The sequence below is a fragment of the Roseivirga sp. AWQ4_251 genome (assembly GCF_056158225.1).
Window position 1 is genome coordinate 1,222,370 of the sequence record NZ_JBSWSW010000001.1, and the last position, 19,943, is coordinate 1,242,312.

The following is a 19,943-nucleotide window of genomic DNA, read 5'->3' on the forward strand; positions in this document are numbered from 1 at the left end:
TGTGGAAAGTTGATCTGTGGATATAAAATGGATTTGATATGATCAACCTAAAGAACTTCATAGCAACTGTAGCATTGCTCCTTTGCTTTCAAGCCAAATCAGAGGTAAAACTTCCATCTGTTTTTGGAGACAACATGGTTTTGCAACGCAATCAGCCCATCAAAATCTGGGGTTGGGCAAAATCTGGAGAGAAGGTAAAAGTAACATTCAATGGGCAAAGCGAGCTTGTAAAAACTTCTAGAAAGGGCACTTGGCTAGTGGAATTTCCTGCGATGAAAGCAGGAGGGCCATATGTTCTTCAAGTTTCAGGAGAAAATACATTTACTATAGACAATGTTTTGGTGGGTGATGTTTGGATCTGCTCTGGTCAGTCGAACATGGAATTTGCCATTAGCTCAACCAACTATCAAGAAACCGATACCAGTTTTATTAACACAGGGCAGGTGCGCATGATGAAGGTTTGGGTAGAAACTGATTACATGCCACGCGAAGATATTACCACAGATGGATGGCATACTTTGAGCACGGAAGAAATAAATCGATTTTCAGCAGTAGCCTATCATTTCGGCAAGTCCATCTTTAAGGAAACTGGTGTTCCCATTGGTTTGATCAGCGATAACCTGGGAGCAACTGCAGCAGAAACATGGATGAGCAATGAGGCTTTGATGGAATTTCCGCAGTTTGAAAAGTTACTCAGCCCAATTGTAAAAGAAGGTAAAAGCGTGGCTCAACTGAACCAAGCGTTTGAAGCTAAAAAGGAAAAGTGGTTCGCTGAATATTATTACTTCGGAAAGGGATTGGATGAAAAATGGTACTTGCCTGAAACTGATATTTCAGATTGGAAATCCATTACACCTTCGGGAAATACTTGGGAAAATGAACCAGAGCTCAAAGATTTTGATGGGGCGGTTTGGTTTAGAACCACTTTCGATTTACCAGAAGATTTTAAAGGTGAAGAATACCAAATCAATCTTTCTCAGATTGATGATTATGACATGACTTGGGTTAATGGTCATCAAGTGGGCGAAACTTATGGCAAGCATAACCACCGAGGTTATAAAGTGCCGTCAAAATATTTAAGGCCAAAAGGCAATGTTTTGGTGGTTCGAGTTTTTGATGCAGGCGGAATTGGTGGTTTTACCACAAGTGCTTTCTGGGGAAATGACATTTTGTGGGGTGAGTGGAAGTACAGAAAAGGAAGAGCAATTGATGCGAGCCAATTCGAAATGCCGAATGTTCCAAGTATCACACCGTTTTCGAGTCCTGCGGTTTTATATAATGCCAACGTAGCGCCATTAACTAAATTCCCAATTACGGGAGCGATTTGGTACCAGGGAGAATCGAACGTAGATCGTGCTTACGAATACCGCGAACTTTTTCCCGCTTTAATTCAAGATTGGAGAAAGCAGTGGGGGTACGAATTCCCTTTCATATTTGTGCAATTGGCCAATTATATGCCTGAAGTTACTCAGCCTGAAGACAACAATTGGGCTGAACTTCGCGAAGCCCAAGCGATGGCTTTGGAATTGCCAAATACTGGAATGGCCACCGCGATAGATATAGGAGAAGCAGGGGATATTCACCCAAAAAATAAAGAAGATGTAGGGAAAAGGTTGGCTTTAAATGCATTGAAAATGGTGTATGGAAAGCACATTGTGGCTTCTGGGCCTTCATTTAAAAGGATGACTCTTGAAGGTGATAAGGCCGTGATTGATTACGATAATGTCGGGGCGGGTTTAATCTCTAAAGACAAGTATGGTTATATCAGAGGTTTCCAAATTGCAGGAGCCGACCACAAATTCTACTGGGCAAAAGCCCGTATAGAAGGTAATCAAGTCATCGTGTTTAGCGAGAAGGTTTCTGAGCCTGTTGCCGTTCGGTACGCTTGGTCTAGCAATCCCGGTCAAGTTGATTTATACAATGAAGCAGGTTTGCCTGCTGTGCCTTTTCGCACAGACGACTGGAACGGAATTACCTATGGAAAAGTGTTTGTGGAAGGTCCCCGGTTTTAAGCCGCTTTTCATGGTTTTGAAACCGCAATATTTTCTTCATTGCTTTGTATATAGGTACATTTGAACATAATTTTGATTTATACCTTAAATTTGAACTTACCTTAATATTCCATATGTCTAAAGACCTTACTGAGAATCCGCAACCCATTGAAATCAAGATAGATCACGATAGTCCAATACCGCTTTATATTCAGGTGGAGGAGCTATTGCGTAAGTTGATTCAGGATCCGCAGTACCAAAACGGAAAGCTGCTTCCTAAGGAAGTTGACTTGGCCAAAACTTTAGGCATTTCCCGAAATACCATTCGCCAAGCCACCAACAAATTGGAACACGAAAACCTTTTGGTTCGAAAAAAAGGAGTGGGGACAAGAGCGGTAAACAACCCCGTAAGCACCAAATTGAGCAGTTGGCTCAGTTTCAGTGAGGAAATGGAAAATAAAGGGGTGAAGTTTATCAATTATGATATTAAGGTTTCTTGGTGTAAGCTCGATAAACATGTGGCTGAATTGCTTCAATTGGAAGAAGGCCGGGAAGTTTTAAAACTCGAAAGGCTGAGAGGAGTTACCAAAGGGCCTTTCGTTTATTTCGTTTCTTACTTTCACCCAAGAGTTGGTTTAACGGGCAACGAAGATTTTCAGCGCCATCTGTATGAAATTTTGGAGAAGGATTATTCCACCATTGTAGCCATATCCAAAGAGCGTATCAATGCCATTTCAGCGGATAAAACTTTGGCAGAAAAACTCGAAACCAAGGTTGGTGCTCCGATTTTATATCGTCAGCGTTTGGTTTGTGATCCAGGAAATCGCCCGATAGAATACAATGTAGGTTACTATCGTGGAGATAGCTTCACTTATGAAATAGATATCAAAAGATAATATTAAGCCAGAAAGGAAAAGCCTTGGTTGATGTCCATTTCTTGGCAAGTTGATTGTTTCCGAAAACCGCCATTCCGAAGCATAAGGAATCTTCTTCGGTTATAAAGATTTTCTGTGCTTATGGATAAGATGTCTCGTACCTCGACATGACAAAGGGCAGAGAAGGTTTGGTTAACTGGAGTAAGATTTTAGTGAGGTGCGGGGATTATAGGTGACAGTTTATTTGTTCAATAGTTGAGTATTTTGGACAATAGCTCGCTTATATAAACCGCCATTCCGAAGCATAAGGAATCTTCTTCTGTTATAAAGGTTTTCTGTGCTTATGGATAATATGTCTCGTGCCTCGACATGATAGGAGATCACCGAGATCAACAATTGACTTGTTTTTTAATTAATTGGATACTTTTTGACACTGTTTTCCTCAAACATCACATATAAATCGTTGTCGCTGGCACTTATGAGCGTTGCTCTCTGCTCTTGATAATTTTCAATTTGAAAGGAGTGAGAGTAAGAACCATCTTTAAGATTGTAGAAGTCGATTGCGTGACCGTCTTCTTGTTCTAATATGTTGAGTAGCATTATGTACTTGTTGTTAACTGCTGCATCTAAGAAGAAATCGACTCCTAAGCTAGGTCTTGGAGCGTAGCCACTGTTTCCAAACTTGCGTTTTTCTACTTTTGGTAGAGGGGTTTCATCTAAGGTTTTTGAAGTATAAAGAAGTTCTCCGTTACCTTTAAAAGTGAAGAATCTTCCCCCATAGTGGCAAAAGTAAACAATGTAATTGTTGTCCTGAGAAGGGACAAACCGACCACTTAGTGCCATTTCTAAATCAGGAGCTTCTTCGATTCCAAGTAGATTGGCAATAGAATATTCCTTTATAAAGCTTTTCTTTTCAACATCATATGTGGCAAATGAAAACGATCTATCTTGTGCACTGTTGTCATATCTAATTAAATACTTGCTTTTGTCTAGATGTGCTCCTCTATAAATGGCAAAATCTTTAATTTGATGGTTACTGACTAAATCAAATGTTGTTCGATTGAATTGCTTGAATGATCTTTTGTCAAAGTCATATAGATGAACGTTTGAATCACTTAACGTGTAAAACATGATTTGACCATTTTCATCAAAGGGTCCGCCTCCAGAAGTTCCAATAGATGTTTCTTCTTTACTTTCGAGATCGTGGACTAGAAAATTCATGTTATGCCAGTCTTTGAACCATAATTCATTATCTGATAAAGCCATCTCTAGGTATATGCCCGGTTTAATTTCGAATGAGTCAAGAGGGGCTAGGTCTGTTTGGTATTTTCTTTCAAAATTCCACTTGAGGTCATATTTCTCTATTCTTTTGCTAAAGGTTTTTGAAGCGAAATTTTGAGAATAAACTGTGTGAGTGATAAGCAAGAGTATAAATGTAGTCTTATTCATCTATTATTAATTGAGTTATACTTCCTGATGAAGGAATGGTAATGTTAGTGGTTTTAATATAGATGAATAAATCGATAATGGTTAGTGTTACTTTAGCCTAAACATGTGCTATAGTTGTAATTATTTTTTAAGTAGATCTATTTTTATAAATATTCAATTGATTATTGATGCTGAAAATCTGTTCAAATTATTGGTAATCATTAGACGTTTTCCGTCTTTTCTTGAAGACTTTCCAAATGGAGACAATTTTAAAATTTGCGGTTTGGACAGTAGCTCGCTTGTACAAACCGTCATTCCGAAGCATAAAAAGTCTTCTTCGGTTATAAAGATTTTCTGTGCTTATGGATAAGATGTCTCGTGCCTCGAACTTGCTCTGTAGTGGTCTTAGAGGGTTATGGTAAGGATCATCCGCGATGCGATGGAATTGATATTAAAAATCGTCTAATCTAGCAGGAATTAACTAGTTAAATTTTTAATAATTTATAGTTATTTTCAATGTTAGATAACATGCCTAAATTAAGATTGATAAAAAAATGAATTTAGGAATATGAAGATTTTTTATGGAATCATAGGATTCTTGTTTGTTAATTATTCGCTTCAAGGTTTTCAAGATACAATAAAGGTAGAAGCTAGTGAACTAGAGACATTCAATCTTTCTAAGGTTGCGACTAATTCGGAATCTATCGTTTTAGAAATTCCGGCAGAAATGGAAGACGGATCATTGTTTGATTTAGCACTAAATGAAGATTATATTTTTGCCCTGAATTTCACTAGCAACAATGTGGTAGGTAATTCCACTATTCTACAGTTTCAAAGAAATGGAAAATTCATTCGACAAGTGGGAGAAAAAATTAAAGGATTGAACTCACTGTTTTTTGATAAGAAAAATGAAATCATAGGTATTAATAATGGTGAAACAATCTCTCAGTATAATTTTCAAGGCAACCTGCTTAGGAGAATCAAAGCCATTGAAAAAGATCAGATAGTCCATAATGAAATGCACTATGGTGTTGAAATTAACAATAGTGCTTTAGGAGAACCTGTTGAATACAGCCTTATACAAAGTGATGAATCTGGTATTAAGATTAAAACATTAAGGAAATTTAAAGACTATACTGATCTTGGTGTAGGTAAAGTCATGCATTTTTCTAAACAAGGATCAGATTTGCTGTTATGGAATTATATTGACCACAACTTCCTTTTGATTGAGGATGACCACATTGAGGTTAAGTATCAATTGGAAATAGACAAAAGATATACCGTAAGGGGGACTACCAAAATTATTGAGGATTGGCTCATATTTTCTGCAAGAAATCAAAGAGCGAGACAAAATATTATCAAGTTTACGAATTTAAAATCGGGTGAATCTTTGTTTATTTTAGACGAATTTGACGCAGGAATTATTGATGACCTTGGCAATAATGGGTTTATCAAACTTTACCAATCTAGGCCAATCTATGGCGATGTTGAGAATAAAATTTTTTTCCTTAAAGATGTCTCAAACATTGAAAGAATTAAAAGCGATTATCCATCAAGATTTAAGGTTTTGATAATTGCTACACTCAAATAAATCATTAATTCTATGCGCTATTTCATAGTTGCTAATATATTATTCAGCTTTCTTTTGAGCTGTTCCGATGCTGAAAAAGATGGTAATCTTACCTTGATTGATGTGCCTGTAAAAACGGCAAAAGAAATTAAGCTTTCCTCTGTAGCAATAAGAGTAGATTCTATTGCCCTTGAAACGCTGGATAGCAATATGCTTAACCGAATACAAGATATTGAGCATAACGAACAATCAATTTTCATTGCAGATATTAACGCGGTTTTCAAGTTTTCTAAGGATGGAAAATTTATTAAGCAGATTGGTAGCAAGGGCCAGGGGCCAGGCGAATATTTGAACATTACAGATATTGCCTTAGATAGGAAAAGGAATCATATTTATTTAGCCTCGGGCATAAGTAGAAAAATAATATGTTTTGATCTTGAAGGCACGTTTATCAAAGAATCAAAAATCAATGGTTTAAATGCCTTGAAGATGATTAATGGGGTTTTACATGGTGTTTTCACTACTTATGGAATGCCAACTGCTGATAAAACCAAATGGCTTAATGATTCATATTTAGTCAAATTTGATCAAGATTTTTTGCTCAGTGATACCATACTAATTAAATCCGTTAAAATGGATAAGGGCACTGCTACCCTGTCGAATGGGAAAGGTGATCAACTTCTTTCTGAAGTAAAGGATAAGTTATATGTCTATGCCCCTGAAATCATGAAAGAACCATTTGTAAGAGACACTTTATTTCAGATTAAAGACAAAAAGAGATTGGCATCATTAAAACTCAATTTTGGCATAGAAGATCGATTAAAAGAGCACCTTTTTGTAAAAAGTATGCTCAGAACTGAAAATCATCTTATTATCGATTTTAACATAGAAAAGTATTCAGGTATGTCTATTGTACAATTGTCTACCAATAGAACTTATATTGGAAAGGAATACTTTCAAGATGATTTTTGGAATACAGGTTCAGCAAAACTTATGCCTTGGGATTTAAATAATGAGGAGTTTTATTTTATAAAGGAAGGGATGGAGCTTGTTGATAAAGTGGATGGGGTTACGGGAGAAGAGAACCCATTTGTATTTATCGTAAAACTGAAAACAGATTCTTTTTGATATCGCCTCATGATTTTCTGTGTTATGGATAAGATGTCTCGTACCTCGACATGACAAAGGATAGAGGAGGAGATTTGATTAACTGGAGTAAGGTTTTAGAATCAGAATTATTATCCGATGAGAACCAAAACCCCTAATCCCATTACCACGATCAATCCTGTTACATTTAGTGCTCTTTTATCCTTTATGAATTTTTGAAGGACTAAATCCGTAAATCCTGCTATGATTGAAACTCCCAAAAGGCCAATCATTGCAACGATTCCCCATCCTTCATTTGCCGACAAAACTTTGAAATTCAGGGTTGTGTACACCAAAATCCACACTATGGAAATTCCGGTCGAGATATTTAATATGGTGGGGCGGTAGTTCAAACAATAATCAGTCTTAGTTGCAGTACTTCTTGACTTGGTCAACTTGACCATTTTTGAATCTTAAATGTAAACTACCATAATCAATTCCTCTTCTACATGGACCCAGACTGTAGTAGAATGAGTCCTTTGAACTTGACCCATTACTAGGTTTTTCTAAGAGTTCTTCAATTTCTTGGTGGGTTTTACCAACTAAATGGTAATTCTTGATTAGGTCATCGGTCATATCCCATCTCATGTGCATATTTGATTCATTTTCTTTCCAATTTTTCCATTCATCAGAATCAAAACGTATGTCTGTGCAGCTGTTTAAAAGAAATAATAGGGATATAACTATTGTGGAAGTGATTCTAGTCATGGTTAATGCTGATTGTTATGGTCTTAGCGAGACGCCTAGACAAAAGAACTACTTAGGTTGGTATAAGCTTAGCTTTAAACTTAGATTTCATTGATAAACCACCAAGGACAATTCCCGAAAGGAAAATAAGATTAAAGAGATAATGATATGTCTGTTCGAAAAAAGCAGAATAAAAAATTAATGCTGCCGTACAAAAAGGAAGAATAATAATAGCAAAAGAGAAGACAATGAAGAATTTGATCATATAATTTTTCCTGGCCTCTTCGTCAACAAACGCTTCATAGGCCCAAATATAAAATCGACTAATTATTTGATATGATAAGTGAAAATCTATGTAGACGGATACAGCAGTTTCTATTCGTTCGGAAATGGGTTCCTCAGTTAAAATAAATAGAAAAGTCAGCACAAGAATCAAGTTTAACAACGATAACCTGAGGTAATATTTATGTATTTCATTTTGACTTATTTGACTTACATAGTTGTAATCTAACATTAGCTAATATCATAAAGATGTCCTTTTTTTCCTCCTGATTTCTTCTCAAACATAAGTGTTTCAGAAATTTCACCTAATCTTAGTGTCTCGCTAATGCCAGACTGTTTAAATAAACCGTCATTCCGAAGTATGAGGAATCTTCTTCGGTTATAAAGATTTTCTGTGCTTATGGATAAGATGTCTCGTGCCTCGATATGACAAAGGGTAGAGGAGGTTTGACTAACTGGAGTAAGATTTTAGGTAGGTGCGGGGATTAGAGTTGGCAGTTTATGTTTTCAATAGTTCAGTATTTTGGACAGTTGTTCGCTTATATCAACCGTCATTCCGAAGCATAAGAAGCCCTCTTCGGTTATAAAGATTTTCTGAGTTTATGGATAAGATGTCTCGTGCCTCGACATGACAAAGGGCAGAGTAGGTTTGACTAACTGGAGTAAGGTTTTAGGTAGTTACGGGGATTATAGAGGGTAGTTTATATGCCCAATACTTCAGTATTTTAGACAGTTGTTCGCTTATATAAACCGTCATTCCGAAGCATGAGGAATCTTGTTCGGTTATAAAGATTTTCTGTGCTTATGGATAAGATGTCTCATGCCTCGACATGACTAGAGGTAGGGGGGATTTTGGGTAAGGTTTTAACAAGACGCTAAACTCACAGTAGAACAGGATTTCTAAGTTACAGGCTATATAGAAGCGAGATCGAACTGAAACTCATTTTAATTTCCTTTCATGAAATTTCATGAGTTTGTGGAATTGTTTCCAGATTCTACGGCTTTGTTTTTTGATTTCATCATTTTGGTTGATAGTCTTCATACTATCATTAGCCTTGTAGACATAGCTCATGTAATTACCCCAATCATATTTTTTAGTGCGATGATAAGTTTCAGGGTTATGTTTTGATTGCCGATAAATCAGTCTTCTTTCTCTTCCCTTATAAGTAAAACGTTTATATAATCTAGATTTAAAAAGACGTTTATCAGGGTTTTTACTGTACAATGCATAGGCAATAGCTCTGTTAAAGGAACCTTTCATCGATCTGTAAAATTTTGAAAACCCAGAAGTTTTGATCAACACACGTTGACCATCATACGAAAACCCTAGATATTCAAGCGCTCTATTATTGTATATTTCTCCCGTTTCTATATCTACACCCATAGACTGAAGTTTTTGATCGATTTTTTCGAAGTGATATAGCTTTGTCTTTCTTGGCTGAATGGAAAGTTTTACTTTTTCACCTTCTATCAGATTTTTAAGAATTTTAATGATTGATTCTTCATGATTTCTTTTACAAATGATAATTAAATCATCACTATATCTCTGATAGAATCCTTCAATTTTTTCAATCTCACTGTGTATTTCTCTATCGAAGTCAAGAAGATAAATATTTGCTAGTGTTGCACTTATTGGGCTTCCTTGTGGTATTCCTTTATTGTTGTTTTTTGAAATTATAAGGTTCAGGTGATTTCTAAGAAAATCTTCTTTCTCACAATAACTTACAGCATCACGTTCTTTTAAGTATTTGATGTCTTTAATTTTTCTTTTTACTATTTCTTTCTTCGTTGAAGAGTTTGGAACTCCCCTTTCTGCTAATATCGTTTGATTACAGGCATCAAATAGTTGTTCTGAATATACATATTTGATTCTGGTGAGGGTTTTGAAAATATTATAGTGATCAGCTGGCAGGGATGTTGTATTTAGTACTTCAGCCCACTTTTTTTTTAATATATTGTGATTGAGATTATCAAAAAAGGAGGTTATATCCGCTACAATAACCGTCAACTGATTTGCTTCATTTTTTTTGATAAATTCAAATGCGGACTTTGCAAAATCTATATTGCACTTATTACCTTTTTGTCCTTTTACAATGGGGATTTTTCGATATGCGACTACTGATTCATTGAAAGGTTCGGTCTTAAGAAGATTCTCATATGCCAATGTTAGAATTGAATTGTATTTAGAAAAAATCATCGCATCAATGTGAGAGGCGTAGAAAATGGGTCTTTCTTTAGGTGTGTCTTTGAACCTAAAACGTTTCCCATTTGGAGTTTTATTTAGGTTTTCTTTGTTAGCTCTGAATTTTCTAGTTGAGATAGTTCTATGGATAAATGGAAGAAAACTGTGTTTTCTTATTTTATCTGGGTTCTCAACGTATTTTTTTACTTTAAAGTAATCTTTAGCCCTAACAGGCATGCCTATGTGAGGGTATCTTTTTATTTTGAACCAATCTTCAATTTGCTGCATAGATAATGTAACGGGGACAGGTAACGTAGCAGGTTTAAAACGTACATGCTCGAGTGTTTAAACTCCGAAGCTTTCCCTCTTTTCAGAGTTGGGCAACGCTACTCTATTCAGGTATAGAAATTGTTACCTTTATATTAACAACTTTAAACATTACAAGAATGCTTACACTGCTTTTAAAGGGATTCAACTTCAAGCAAGCAACAGTTTTAACACTGTTGTTAACAGCTTCCTCATTAATTCTTTCGAACTATTTGGAAAATGGTATTTGCCTTTCCAGCTAGCATATTTCCTAGACGTGGCACATTGTAGCTAAACGTAACGTTTCGACCATCTCATCTGTCCCCGGTGCATAAATTTACTTATATTATTATTTAAGGATAATATATTATCGTAAAAAAATCAAAATTTTTTTACTGGGAGCTTCACTATGTATAGGTTGGTTTATTCTTATGATTAAGAGCGGTAGAAGGGATATACGTAAATGATACTTTAAATTTCTAATTTATTTTAACCTTCAGAGTTTATACTTGCCCATTCTGAATGTATTGTGATAGGTTTTTATTGTCGAAAATGAATTATTGGATAATTTCCTTAACAAATCTGAAACTAATCTATTATATTTAGGTTTGTTAAGTAAATCAATATGAAAAATCAGTCGATGGGGGAGTTTGAGGAATTGGTGCTGCTAACCGTTGCCGCTCTCCACGATCAAGCCTATGGTGTCACCATTCTGGAAGCGCTGGAACAACATGCCGAAAAGAGTTTTAACATCAGCTCCGTTCACGTTACGCTCAAACGCATGGAAGACAAAGGTTACGTAAAATCGCATTTTGGTGGCATTACGGATGAAAGGGGAGGCAGACGCAAGAAATTCTATGTGATTACAGCCTTAGGCAAAAAGGTGCTGGACGATCAATACAACCTCAGAACCAACCTGTACAAACTCATTCCCGGCATTTCATTCAACGGATGAAAAAGAATCCACCCAAATATGCCTTTCGCTTTCTGCAGTGGTTTTGCAGAGCCGATTTCCTCGATGAAATAGAAGGGGATCTGCTGGAATTATTCCAGATGGAGGCTGAAAAATCGGAGTCAAAAGCCAGAATGAAATTTGTCAGAAGTGTGCTGGCTCATTTTCGTCCGGAATACATCAAATTTTTCCATCAATCCAAAAGGTCAAACTCATCAAACAACATGGTTATGTTAAAAAGTTATCTCATTCTCGCCCTCAGAAATATGAAGAAGAGGGCCTCCTTCTCCCTGATCAACATTTCAGGCTTGGCATTGGGGCTGTGCGCCTGCCTCATTATCCTTCATTATATGAACTTCGAGCTCAGCTATGATGGGTTTCATGCCAATAAGGACAATATCTATCGGCTTTACAGAACCATTGAGCGCAATGGCGACAAACCGGCTGATGTTCCGCTTGTGGCCGTGACCACTTATGGCCTTGGCCCCGCATTGCTCAATGAACTGCCCGAGGTAAAGAACTTTGTGCGGACTTATGATATCAACTCAACCATTACCTATAAACCGAAAGAAGGTGAATTGAAGGTTTTCCATGAGAATCGGATGTTGGCAGCAGACTCCACTTTGTTCGATGTCTTCACTTTTGAAGGAATTTCTGGTGATTTGACCACTGCGCTCAATCAACCGAATTCCATTGTATTGACAGAATCTATCGCCAAAAAATACTTTGGAGACAAGAATCCGGTAGGTGAACAGCTGTCTTTGGCAGGAGGTCGGCTGCATGGTGATTACACCGTAACTGCTGTGATGGAAGATGTTCCTGAGAATTCGAATTTCAAGTTCGAGATGCTGGTGTCGATGTACAATCTGCTACAAACCCAGCAGTATACGCGTGAAAATGGTTGGGGAATGAACAACTTCTACAGCTATATTCAATTGAATCCGGGAGCTGATTTGGCTGCTGCTGAAGCAAAACTAGCGGATTTCAGTGCGCGTCAGTTAGATCCACAGTGGCAGACTTATGGATTGAAAATTCGCTTTCATCTTCAACCTTTAAAAGAGATTCACCTCCAGACCAATGTTTTGGTGAATGTGGAAACCGTGAGTTGCAGTTCTGTCTATTCCTTGGGGGTGATTGCAGTTTTTATCCTCATTATCGCCTGGATCAACTATATCAATCTATCCACTGCCAGAGCGATGGAAAGAGCGCGTGAGGTGGGTATTAAAAAGGCCATTGGTGTTTCCAGAGGTGGATTGATGATGCAGTTTTTTACTGAGTTTGTCTTGATCAACTTTATTGCCATTGTGTTGGCCGTTGTGCTTACTTCGGTCTTATTACCAAAGATGGGAGCTATGATAGATAAAGATCTTCAATTCGCTTCAGATGATTATCGATTGTGGCTTATTCTGGTCGGATTGTTTGTTTTGGGTACGCTGGCTTCGGGTGTCTATCCCGCTTTTGTACTGTCTTCATTCAAGACGGTGAAGGCTTTAAAGGGAGGCAATCAGCAAGATGGAAAAGGTATTTCTTTACGAAAAGCACTGGTAGTTTTTCAGTTTGCCGCTTCCTTGGTTTTGATGGCCGGGACCTTTGCCGTGTACCGACAAATCAACTATATGCAGTCGCAGGACAAGGGTCTGGCAATGGATCAAATGCTGATTGTCCGTGGGCCTGGTACTTTAGATTGGGAAACTGCTCAGCAAAGAATGAAGGTTTTCAAAGAGAAAGCGAAGCAGTTGCCTGGAGTGGAAGCGATAACAACTTCTGGTTCTATTCCCGGTGCTGGTGCCAATTGGGGAGCAGATGTGAGAAAGTCTGGTGCTCCACAAACCGATATCAAGTTGGGTTATGTGGTGTATGTCGACCCAGATTTTATTCCTACCTATGAAATTCCATTTGTTGCAGGAGGCAATTTCAACCCAGAAATCCCTTCTAGTATGCAGTCCATCATTATCAATGAATCGTCTTTGGCGGCTTATGATTTGGGAACAGCCGAAGAAGCAATTGGACAGAAACTGGTTTTGGAAAGCGATACGGCAACGGTTATTGGGGTGTTGAAGAACTATAATTGGGAGTCGCTACGCACGGAATTTCAGCCTTACCTGTTTATGCCTGATGAGGTGGTTCCTAATAACCTATCCATTCATCTGACTGCTAATATGATTCCTGAATCTATCGATGCACTCGGAGAAATCTATTCTGAATTGGTAGAAAATGAGCCTTTCGATTACTACTTCCTGGATGATTCATTCAATACGCAATACAAAGCAGATCAACTATTCGGGAAGATTTTCGCGGTATTTGCTAGTCTGGCGGTTGTCATCTCTTGTCTTGGACTTTGGGGTTTGGCCTTATTCACCACAGCTTTAAAAATGAAGGAAATAGGAGTTCGCAAAGTACTGGGAGCCTCGGTCAACAGCATTGTGTACCTGTTATCAGGTCGGTTTGTGAAGCTGGTTTTGGTTTCGTCATTAATCGCATTGCCTTTGGCCTGGTATGGCATCAGTCAATGGTTAAACGACTTTGCCTTTAGCATAGGCATGCAATGGGATTTTCTGCTGCTGCCTTTAGTGGTTCTGCTGCTTATCGCTTTGCTAACGGTCAGCGCACAGGTTTTGAAGGGCGCAGTGAGTAATCCGGTGAAGGTGTTAAGGTCGGAGTAGTCTTGCCGATGCGGTTAAGAGGCTAAAAGCAGGACAGGGGATTTAAAGAGAAGAAATTAGAGCGGCATAAATAAACCGTTGAAACTTGTTTTTGGCGGATGAGTAGAGTAAAAGTTTACTTAAATCACCAAAGCCCGCATTATTTATAGCCATTGTTGTGAGGCGTTATTTTAATTTGTCTGGGTTTTTTCCGAGTTTTTTAGGTTCTGAATTTACTCTTCTTTCAAGTTTTTTAATGTCTTCTTCCGCAGGTAATTCTTCAGGTTTTATTCCTCTTTTTAGTAAGATGTCTCTTACTCCTCGGTTATTAGTAATATGTTCTGCTGATATTTGTCTTTCCGATGATAAACCCTTTTCTTTTGTGTTAAATACAGTTATTTCAGTAGCGAAGTCTTTTGCTTTAATGGTAATGGTAGGTAAAAAGTCTGCTAATGCTCTTCCTTTTGGAACACCAAGCTGGTCTTTCATTTGTTGTGTAGATTTTCCGAATAATGCTTGATCTCCTTTACTTCTAATTATACCGAAATCTCTATCATTCCCTGTTTTTTCATAAATAAGTTCAGATAATTCCTTTTCAGATAAGGTGAGTTTTTGACGAGCTTGAAGTCTTTCCCAATCCTTAATTCTTTTTTCAATTACTTCTAGTTTTCTGGTTTGAACAGCGAAATAATTTTGAGCAAAAGCAATTTGTTCTTTTCGTGGGTCGCCATTTTGTGCTAGCAAATAACAGGCATATCTAGTAAGCATTATATCTTCTATTTCTCGCTCAGTTCCAGAACCAATCTTTACCATTTTGTTGACGTCAACAAAATGGTCTAAAATGTGATTTCCAGTAGCTTCACAAGAAGTTTTAGCTTTTACAATTACTTTTTGAAAATTTCGCCATTCAGTATATCCTAATAGCTGTTGAATATCTCGAGCAAACCAAAATTCAATTCCATTTTCTGTGCTTTGAGAATGGTCTTCAAAGTTGTTTGATAAGGATTTTATAATTTCGGATTTCATCGTGTAAATTTATGTTTTTCAGTTGTTTTTTTAATGCGCTATAACGGTTTGCATATAACTTGTGGCGGTTTAGGAGCATTTTCTTGTCCGCCAAGAAGAAAGCCCAATATGGAGCGAAAACCTTGCTTTTAGCCGTCCACCCACCATAAGCTATATGCGTTGTTGTAAGGTGTTTTTTATTTATTTCTATTGTCGACTACTAATCTAAATTCAATTGAATTCCTTAATACATTCCCTTTTTCGTCTATCTGAAATACATAATTAGGTCCATTCCATTTGATGTTTTCTTCGATGCCAGCCTGAGAATCCAGAATGATCTGGCGAAGTGTGTCAATCTCAGCCGCAAAAGGATGATTGAGCGGAGCAAGAAATTCGGTAACGAATTGGTTCATAGGGGATAAAACTAGGGAATGTATTCGACAACTGTCTATTTCAGCTTTATATTGACCTTGGTTCCATCGGGAAGGTTCTTTATCTGTTTATGAATTTGTCCACTTATAGAGAAATGGACCTCAATGTCAGTTAGCTCAAAGTTCGTTGCGTTGTACTCTCCTCCGATAATTGGAAGTTTTTTGTATCCAAAAAGTTTTCCCGGTTGAAGTTCAAGTCCTGATTTCTTGATTTCAGCCACCAAGTCAAACATGAACCATTCATTTGCAATCTCATCGTCTTTCATTTTGACTTTCAGGTCCTCAGTATCAGATGCAGCGAATTTAAGCTCTCCTCCTCCGACATCAAGCCAATGAATTTTTCCATCATTATCAGAGAGGAACATGTCACCTATGCTGGAGACGAGAATTGGTGTCATATCGCCTTGAAGAAACCAAGTCCAATCTTCAATCAATCTTGATCTTTCGATATGTCTAATGTCAACAATAAGGTCGTTCCAACTTATTTCCATTTTGTGATTTTGTTCGAAATAGCATAATTGCCAACGGTTTGGCTATGAACAGTTGCGTGGGTTTGCACGAAACTTTGCAGGTACGCATCAAACTGAAAATCCGCGAGGATTTTTAGAAGTAGGCGAGAACAAGCAATTACTTATAGCCGTTGTTGGGTACAGTTATTTTTTCATATTGTCAAATGTCAAAACTACTTTCGGGTTTTGAGCATCCATAAACATTTTGCTTCGACCAAACAGACAAATTTTTCCGATTTCGTTAAATACGTTTTGTTCTCCGATTGAGTTAATTAGAACTTCGTCCGTACAAATTCCGTCCAGATGATTTTCTTCAATATAATTCCAGTGTCTTTCAATTTCTTCTTTAAATACTATTGTAAATGCAGGTTGAGAATATTCAATCAAATAATTTCCATCATTCGTTGTTCTAGGATTGAAGTCAGGATGAGCATTAAAGATCAGGTCAAGTGTTTTTAAAGCGGATGAGTTTATGTCCGAAACTCTTTCAGGGAAAATTACTATTGTTCCAAATTCAAATACTGCTATTTGTAGTTTTTCTCCTGTGTAATATTTGGCTTTTTCCAAAACTTGGTTCAAATCAATTGGTAGATTCGGTTTCCATTTCGGTTTTGGTGGAAAGTCAATTACTTCCTTTTTCTTATTAAATAATTTACCAAATATTCCCATTCGTTCAGGTTAGTTTTAACTGTACACAACGGTTTGACTATGAGCAGGCGCGGGATTTTGAAACCGAATCTTTACCCACCAGATTGAATGTTGTTTAGTTGTAATCTCTTCATTTTTAAGCAGTCAACAACCCGCATTTGCTATAGCCGATGTTGTGCTTTCGTTCTTTTTAATCTTTCTCTAAATTCTTCACTGTTATGTGGTGGCGTGTCTTCATAGGTAATATAACCTTCATCACTTCCACAGAATTCTTTGATTTCCTTGAAATATTTGTCTTCTATGTCGATATTAGGGTATTTTGTTTCACAGTACAGTCCCATAATCACGTATCCATCGTCCGTGAAGAAAATCTCAGCCCCACGTAATTCAGATTTTATTGGATTTTCCCAATATATAGTGTGTTTCACCAATTTGTTGTTGACCAAATATTTAACTGCTTCTCGAGCTGTTCCGAATTTTTCTATGTGATTGTAAGCATACTGTGGGATTTCATATTCGTCTGCCGACTCTCTTCTTTCAGGAACGAAATGGTTAAGGAACTCTTCAATAAAAGATTCAGTCCTTTTATCAGTTAAGACATAACAGTCCGCAAAATATCCTTGGTACTCGTTCATTAATTTATCTCGTTTTTTTGCATGAAGCACAACGTTTCCGTTAAAGTAACACGGATCTACGAAGTGCGTTTCTGTCCAACCGTGAAAAAGCAAACTACGGCTATGTAAGTAACGGTTTACGAGTTGCCCCGTGTGAATTTTAGCGATTGTTGTAGCACGTTTTTGTTCTACATTCCATCTTCTCTTTCAGAAAGCCAATCCTTGTATTTATGCTTAAGTCTATCTCTTTTTTCAGTCGAGTCAACAATCACATCAATTCCACCGTCATAAGGTGCAATAACACATTTCTTTGAAGGACTGATAAACATTGCTCTTATTTCATCATCAGCAATTGCTTTGAGAATGTCATCTCTGTTTCCGTTTTTCCAATTTTCCGTTTTGACATAAATATCAAAGTACATTTCATCTTCATATTCTTCAGGCCTTTCCTTGTGTAAGTCAATGGTCAAGACTTTTAGAAATTCTCCAAAGTCAGTCAGTTCATTGTAATTGTCAAGGGTTATGTCGTTTGTGTAAAGTCCGAAGGAAATTGCTACTTCTGATTCTTCGCCAATCAGGTCATTAATGAGTTGGTTTTGTCGGTCAAGTATGATTTTGTAGTCGTCCGCAGATTCGGCATATCGTTTTGATTCAGGCAAGCTATGAATTCTAATCCATCTGTCGGGATATATCCATTTCAATTCGTGATTGATTGGAAACGATTCTGGATATTCCTTATTCCAATAGTCTATGAATTCGATTTCGGTCATTTTTTAATGTGCTACAACGGCTACGGCTAAGAAATGTAGGGCTTTCGAAGCGATTGATTGTCTGCCCAAAACGAACTTGGATAAGAGCCGAATACTTGCGGAAACCTCTGTCCGCCCTATGTTTTTTACCCATTGTTGGCAAGCGTTTTTTTTATTCAATATTCTTCCCAAACAAAAAACCTAAAGAAGCGGATATTGACGAGATAAGCACAGTAGAAAGTTTTTCACTTTCTCGAGCATTTTCGCTTAAGGTTAGAGTTAAAACACAGAAAATGAAAATTATTACAGCAAGAATATCCTTGTAGTTTGAATAAACGAAACTTGGCAAGTCGATTTTTGGATTTTTGGTTCCTTCGATTCTTTTGTCTGTTCTTTCTTCACTCATAGTGTTAATTGTTTTTCATGACCTAAGAAAGGAATGTATCCAAATTGTCCTTCTAAATACCCTTTTCGAATGTCCTTATCAAAACGGGGTTTAAATTCACTTAATGAATACAGTTTCGTTGACCCTTCTTGGTCTTTTTCACAAAACCAAATTTCATCTTGACGAAATAGACCTAGGTCTAATAAGTGTGACTCATGTGTAGTAAAAATCAGTTGTCCTGATTTCTGGGGTTTAGAGTCTAAATACAATTCAATTATTTCCTTTATTAAAACAGGGTGAAAACTAGTTTCAATTTCATCTACAATAAAAACTTCACCCTTATGAATAGATCTATAAATTGCAGGTAGAAGTTGAAATAGTCTTTGTACTCCTTTAGATTCTTCAGCGAATTTAAACTCTACATCTTCATTATTTTGGTTCTTATGAATCGTGGAAATTTTGACAAATCTCACTTCACCTTCTTTTTTGAAAGAGCTGTACAAATCACCGTCAAAATTGAACTCAATCTCCATGTTATCTCTTTCCAATAAGTCCTCTTCTATACGTGAAGGGAGCTCGAAACCTAGGCTTTTTAACTCGTCCAAAGAGTAGTCTACTAAATTGAAGTCCGTAATTCCAACTTTTGCTCTTTTTATAAATTTCCTTGATGCTTCTAGAAACTCATCATCTTCTAGGAAAGTAGAAGCTAGCCCTGGCTGATGGTCATCAAATGAAATGAAGCGCAGTAGGGATTTGAACCAAGAATGAGGTTGGTTGAATTCTTTTATTTTCTTATTTATTCCTTCATAAAAGAAAGATTGATTGTCTCTTAATTCTTCCGCATAAATTTCTTCTCTAAGTTTTTCCTTGGGTGACTTATTCCGATTTGGAAGTATTGTGAGTTTTGTGGTATTACCGCTGAGTGACCTTTTGAATAGGATTATTTTATTCTCGTTACCATATTCGAATAAGTCTTCCCGAACGATTTTATTTTCTTTGATTTCAAGTGTATAGCTAAATCGTTTGTTCTCAACCAAAAAATCAATTTCGAAGTAGGTTGGCAGATGCTTACACTCGGATAGTTTAAATACAGGAACGTTTAGACGCTCGTCAATGTCCCTAGTCCCTTTAGTAACCAATCTATGAACGTACTGTAATGCGAGGAAAATATTAGTTTTTCCTGAGCCATTAGTACCATAGATTGCACTGCTCCTTAATACTGATTTATCTTTCCATGTGATAAGGTGGTTCTCGTGTCTTTTGTAAGAACCCGCAAACATGCTAAAAGCAATTTCATCCTTTAGGGACTTGAAATTCGAGCAATAGAACTTTAGAAGCATATTGTTTTTTGTGCAAAGATAAAGATTAAAACCTTCGCGTGAAAATATCACGTGAAAATTTCACACAGACTTAACTTGTCGTTTTTTTAATGCTTGCTAACGTTAGCTAATGACATAAATTTGTATCATTATATTCTATATAGATAGTAAAAAAGTTTCATTATACAGTCAATAGGGTGGCCAATAATACATATTTACCTT

General features: G+C 37.0%; 18 protein-coding genes. 6 read left to right on the top strand and 12 right to left on the bottom strand.

Annotation, left to right across the window (positions count from 1 at the left end; translation table 11 throughout):
- Window positions 1-38: 38 nt before the first annotated feature.
- Window positions 39-2,012, top strand: coding sequence for a sialate O-acetylesterase (locus ACXACJ_RS05485; protein ID WP_475133269.1), 1,974 nt, complete (start codon window positions 39-41; stop codon window positions 2,010-2,012).
- A gap of 113 nt (window positions 2,013-2,125) precedes the next feature.
- A complete protein-coding gene (locus ACXACJ_RS05490) occupies window positions 2,126-2,887 on the top strand; it encodes a GntR family transcriptional regulator (RefSeq protein WP_475133270.1) in 762 nt (253 codons plus the stop codon).
- Window positions 2,888-3,274: 387 nt separating this feature from the next.
- Here ACXACJ_RS05490 and ACXACJ_RS05495 read toward each other — a convergent pair whose 3' ends face one another.
- Window positions 3,275-4,315 carry a hypothetical protein gene (locus ACXACJ_RS05495; protein WP_475133271.1) on the bottom strand — a complete coding sequence of 347 codons (1,041 nt, stop codon included), beginning with the start codon at window positions 4,313-4,315 and terminating at the stop codon, window positions 3,275-3,277.
- 547 nt (window positions 4,316-4,862) lie between these two features.
- Between ACXACJ_RS05495 and ACXACJ_RS05500 the strand changes: the two genes are divergently transcribed.
- On the top strand, window positions 4,863-5,885 hold the full coding sequence (locus ACXACJ_RS05500) for a 6-bladed beta-propeller (protein WP_475133272.1): 1,023 nt from the start codon (window positions 4,863-4,865) through the stop codon (window positions 5,883-5,885).
- A 12-nt stretch (window positions 5,886-5,897) separates the two neighbouring features.
- Window positions 5,898-6,992 carry a 6-bladed beta-propeller gene (locus ACXACJ_RS05505; RefSeq protein WP_475133273.1) on the top strand — a complete coding sequence of 365 codons (1,095 nt, stop codon included), beginning with the start codon at window positions 5,898-5,900 and terminating at the stop codon, window positions 6,990-6,992.
- 110 nt (window positions 6,993-7,102) lie between these two features.
- On the opposite strand, the gene ACXACJ_RS05510 is transcribed toward ACXACJ_RS05505, so the two are convergent.
- The 3 genes from ACXACJ_RS05510 to ACXACJ_RS05520 form a co-directional block, all read right to left on the bottom strand.
- Window positions 7,103-7,363 (bottom strand): hypothetical protein, encoded by a 261-nt coding sequence (locus ACXACJ_RS05510; RefSeq protein ID WP_475133274.1) that lies wholly within the window; start codon window positions 7,361-7,363, stop codon window positions 7,103-7,105.
- Between the two features lie 13 nt (window positions 7,364-7,376).
- Window positions 7,377-7,718, bottom strand: a complete 342-nt coding sequence (locus ACXACJ_RS05515) for a hypothetical protein (protein WP_475133275.1) — start codon at window positions 7,716-7,718, stop codon at window positions 7,377-7,379.
- 1,201 nt (window positions 7,719-8,919) lie between these two features.
- Window positions 8,920-10,449: a reverse transcriptase domain-containing protein gene (locus ACXACJ_RS05520; protein ID WP_475133276.1), complete on the bottom strand. Its 1,530-nt coding sequence runs from the start codon at window positions 10,447-10,449 to the stop codon at window positions 8,920-8,922.
- Window positions 10,450-11,092: 643 nt separating this feature from the next.
- On the opposite strand from ACXACJ_RS05520, the gene ACXACJ_RS05525 reads away from it, so the two are divergent.
- Together ACXACJ_RS05525 and ACXACJ_RS05530 are read left to right on the top strand one after the other, a co-directional pair.
- On the top strand, window positions 11,093-11,422 hold the full coding sequence (locus ACXACJ_RS05525) for a PadR family transcriptional regulator (RefSeq protein WP_475133277.1): 330 nt from the start codon (window positions 11,093-11,095) through the stop codon (window positions 11,420-11,422).
- Window positions 11,419-14,082 carry an ABC transporter permease gene (locus ACXACJ_RS05530; RefSeq protein ID WP_475133278.1) on the top strand — a complete coding sequence of 888 codons (2,664 nt, stop codon included), beginning with the start codon at window positions 11,419-11,421 and terminating at the stop codon, window positions 14,080-14,082. Before ACXACJ_RS05525 ends, ACXACJ_RS05530 begins: the two co-directional genes overlap by 4 nt.
- Before the next feature lie 165 nt (window positions 14,083-14,247).
- On the opposite strand, the gene dinD is transcribed toward ACXACJ_RS05530, so the two are convergent.
- From dinD to ACXACJ_RS05570, 8 genes are all read right to left on the bottom strand, one after another.
- Complete coding sequence (gene dinD, locus ACXACJ_RS05535; protein WP_475133279.1) at window positions 14,248-15,087, bottom strand: DNA damage-inducible protein D; 840 nt, start codon at window positions 15,085-15,087, stop codon at window positions 14,248-14,250.
- A 176-nt stretch (window positions 15,088-15,263) separates the two neighbouring features.
- A complete protein-coding gene (locus ACXACJ_RS05540) occupies window positions 15,264-15,479 on the bottom strand; it encodes a hypothetical protein (RefSeq protein WP_475133280.1) in 216 nt (71 codons plus the stop codon).
- A gap of 35 nt (window positions 15,480-15,514) precedes the next feature.
- A complete protein-coding gene (locus tag ACXACJ_RS05545; RefSeq protein WP_475133281.1) occupies window positions 15,515-15,988 on the bottom strand; it encodes a T6SS immunity protein Tdi1 domain-containing protein in 474 nt (157 codons plus the stop codon).
- A 162-nt stretch (window positions 15,989-16,150) separates the two neighbouring features.
- On the bottom strand, window positions 16,151-16,675 hold the full coding sequence (locus ACXACJ_RS05550; protein WP_475133282.1) for a hypothetical protein: 525 nt from the start codon (window positions 16,673-16,675) through the stop codon (window positions 16,151-16,153).
- Window positions 16,676-16,815: 140 nt separating this feature from the next.
- Complete coding sequence (locus tag ACXACJ_RS05555; protein ID WP_475133283.1) at window positions 16,816-17,289, bottom strand: hypothetical protein; 474 nt, start codon at window positions 17,287-17,289, stop codon at window positions 16,816-16,818.
- Window positions 17,290-17,456: 167 nt separating this feature from the next.
- Complete coding sequence (locus ACXACJ_RS05560) at window positions 17,457-18,038, bottom strand: DUF3885 domain-containing protein (RefSeq protein ID WP_475133284.1); 582 nt, start codon at window positions 18,036-18,038, stop codon at window positions 17,457-17,459.
- A gap of 151 nt (window positions 18,039-18,189) precedes the next feature.
- Complete coding sequence (locus ACXACJ_RS05565; RefSeq protein WP_475133285.1) at window positions 18,190-18,423, bottom strand: hypothetical protein; 234 nt, start codon at window positions 18,421-18,423, stop codon at window positions 18,190-18,192.
- Window positions 18,420-19,682 carry an AAA family ATPase gene (locus ACXACJ_RS05570; protein ID WP_475133286.1) on the bottom strand — a complete coding sequence of 421 codons (1,263 nt, stop codon included), beginning with the start codon at window positions 19,680-19,682 and terminating at the stop codon, window positions 18,420-18,422. The genes ACXACJ_RS05565 and ACXACJ_RS05570 overlap by 4 nt, the downstream gene beginning before the upstream one ends.
- Between the last annotated feature and the right edge of the window lie 261 nt (window positions 19,683-19,943).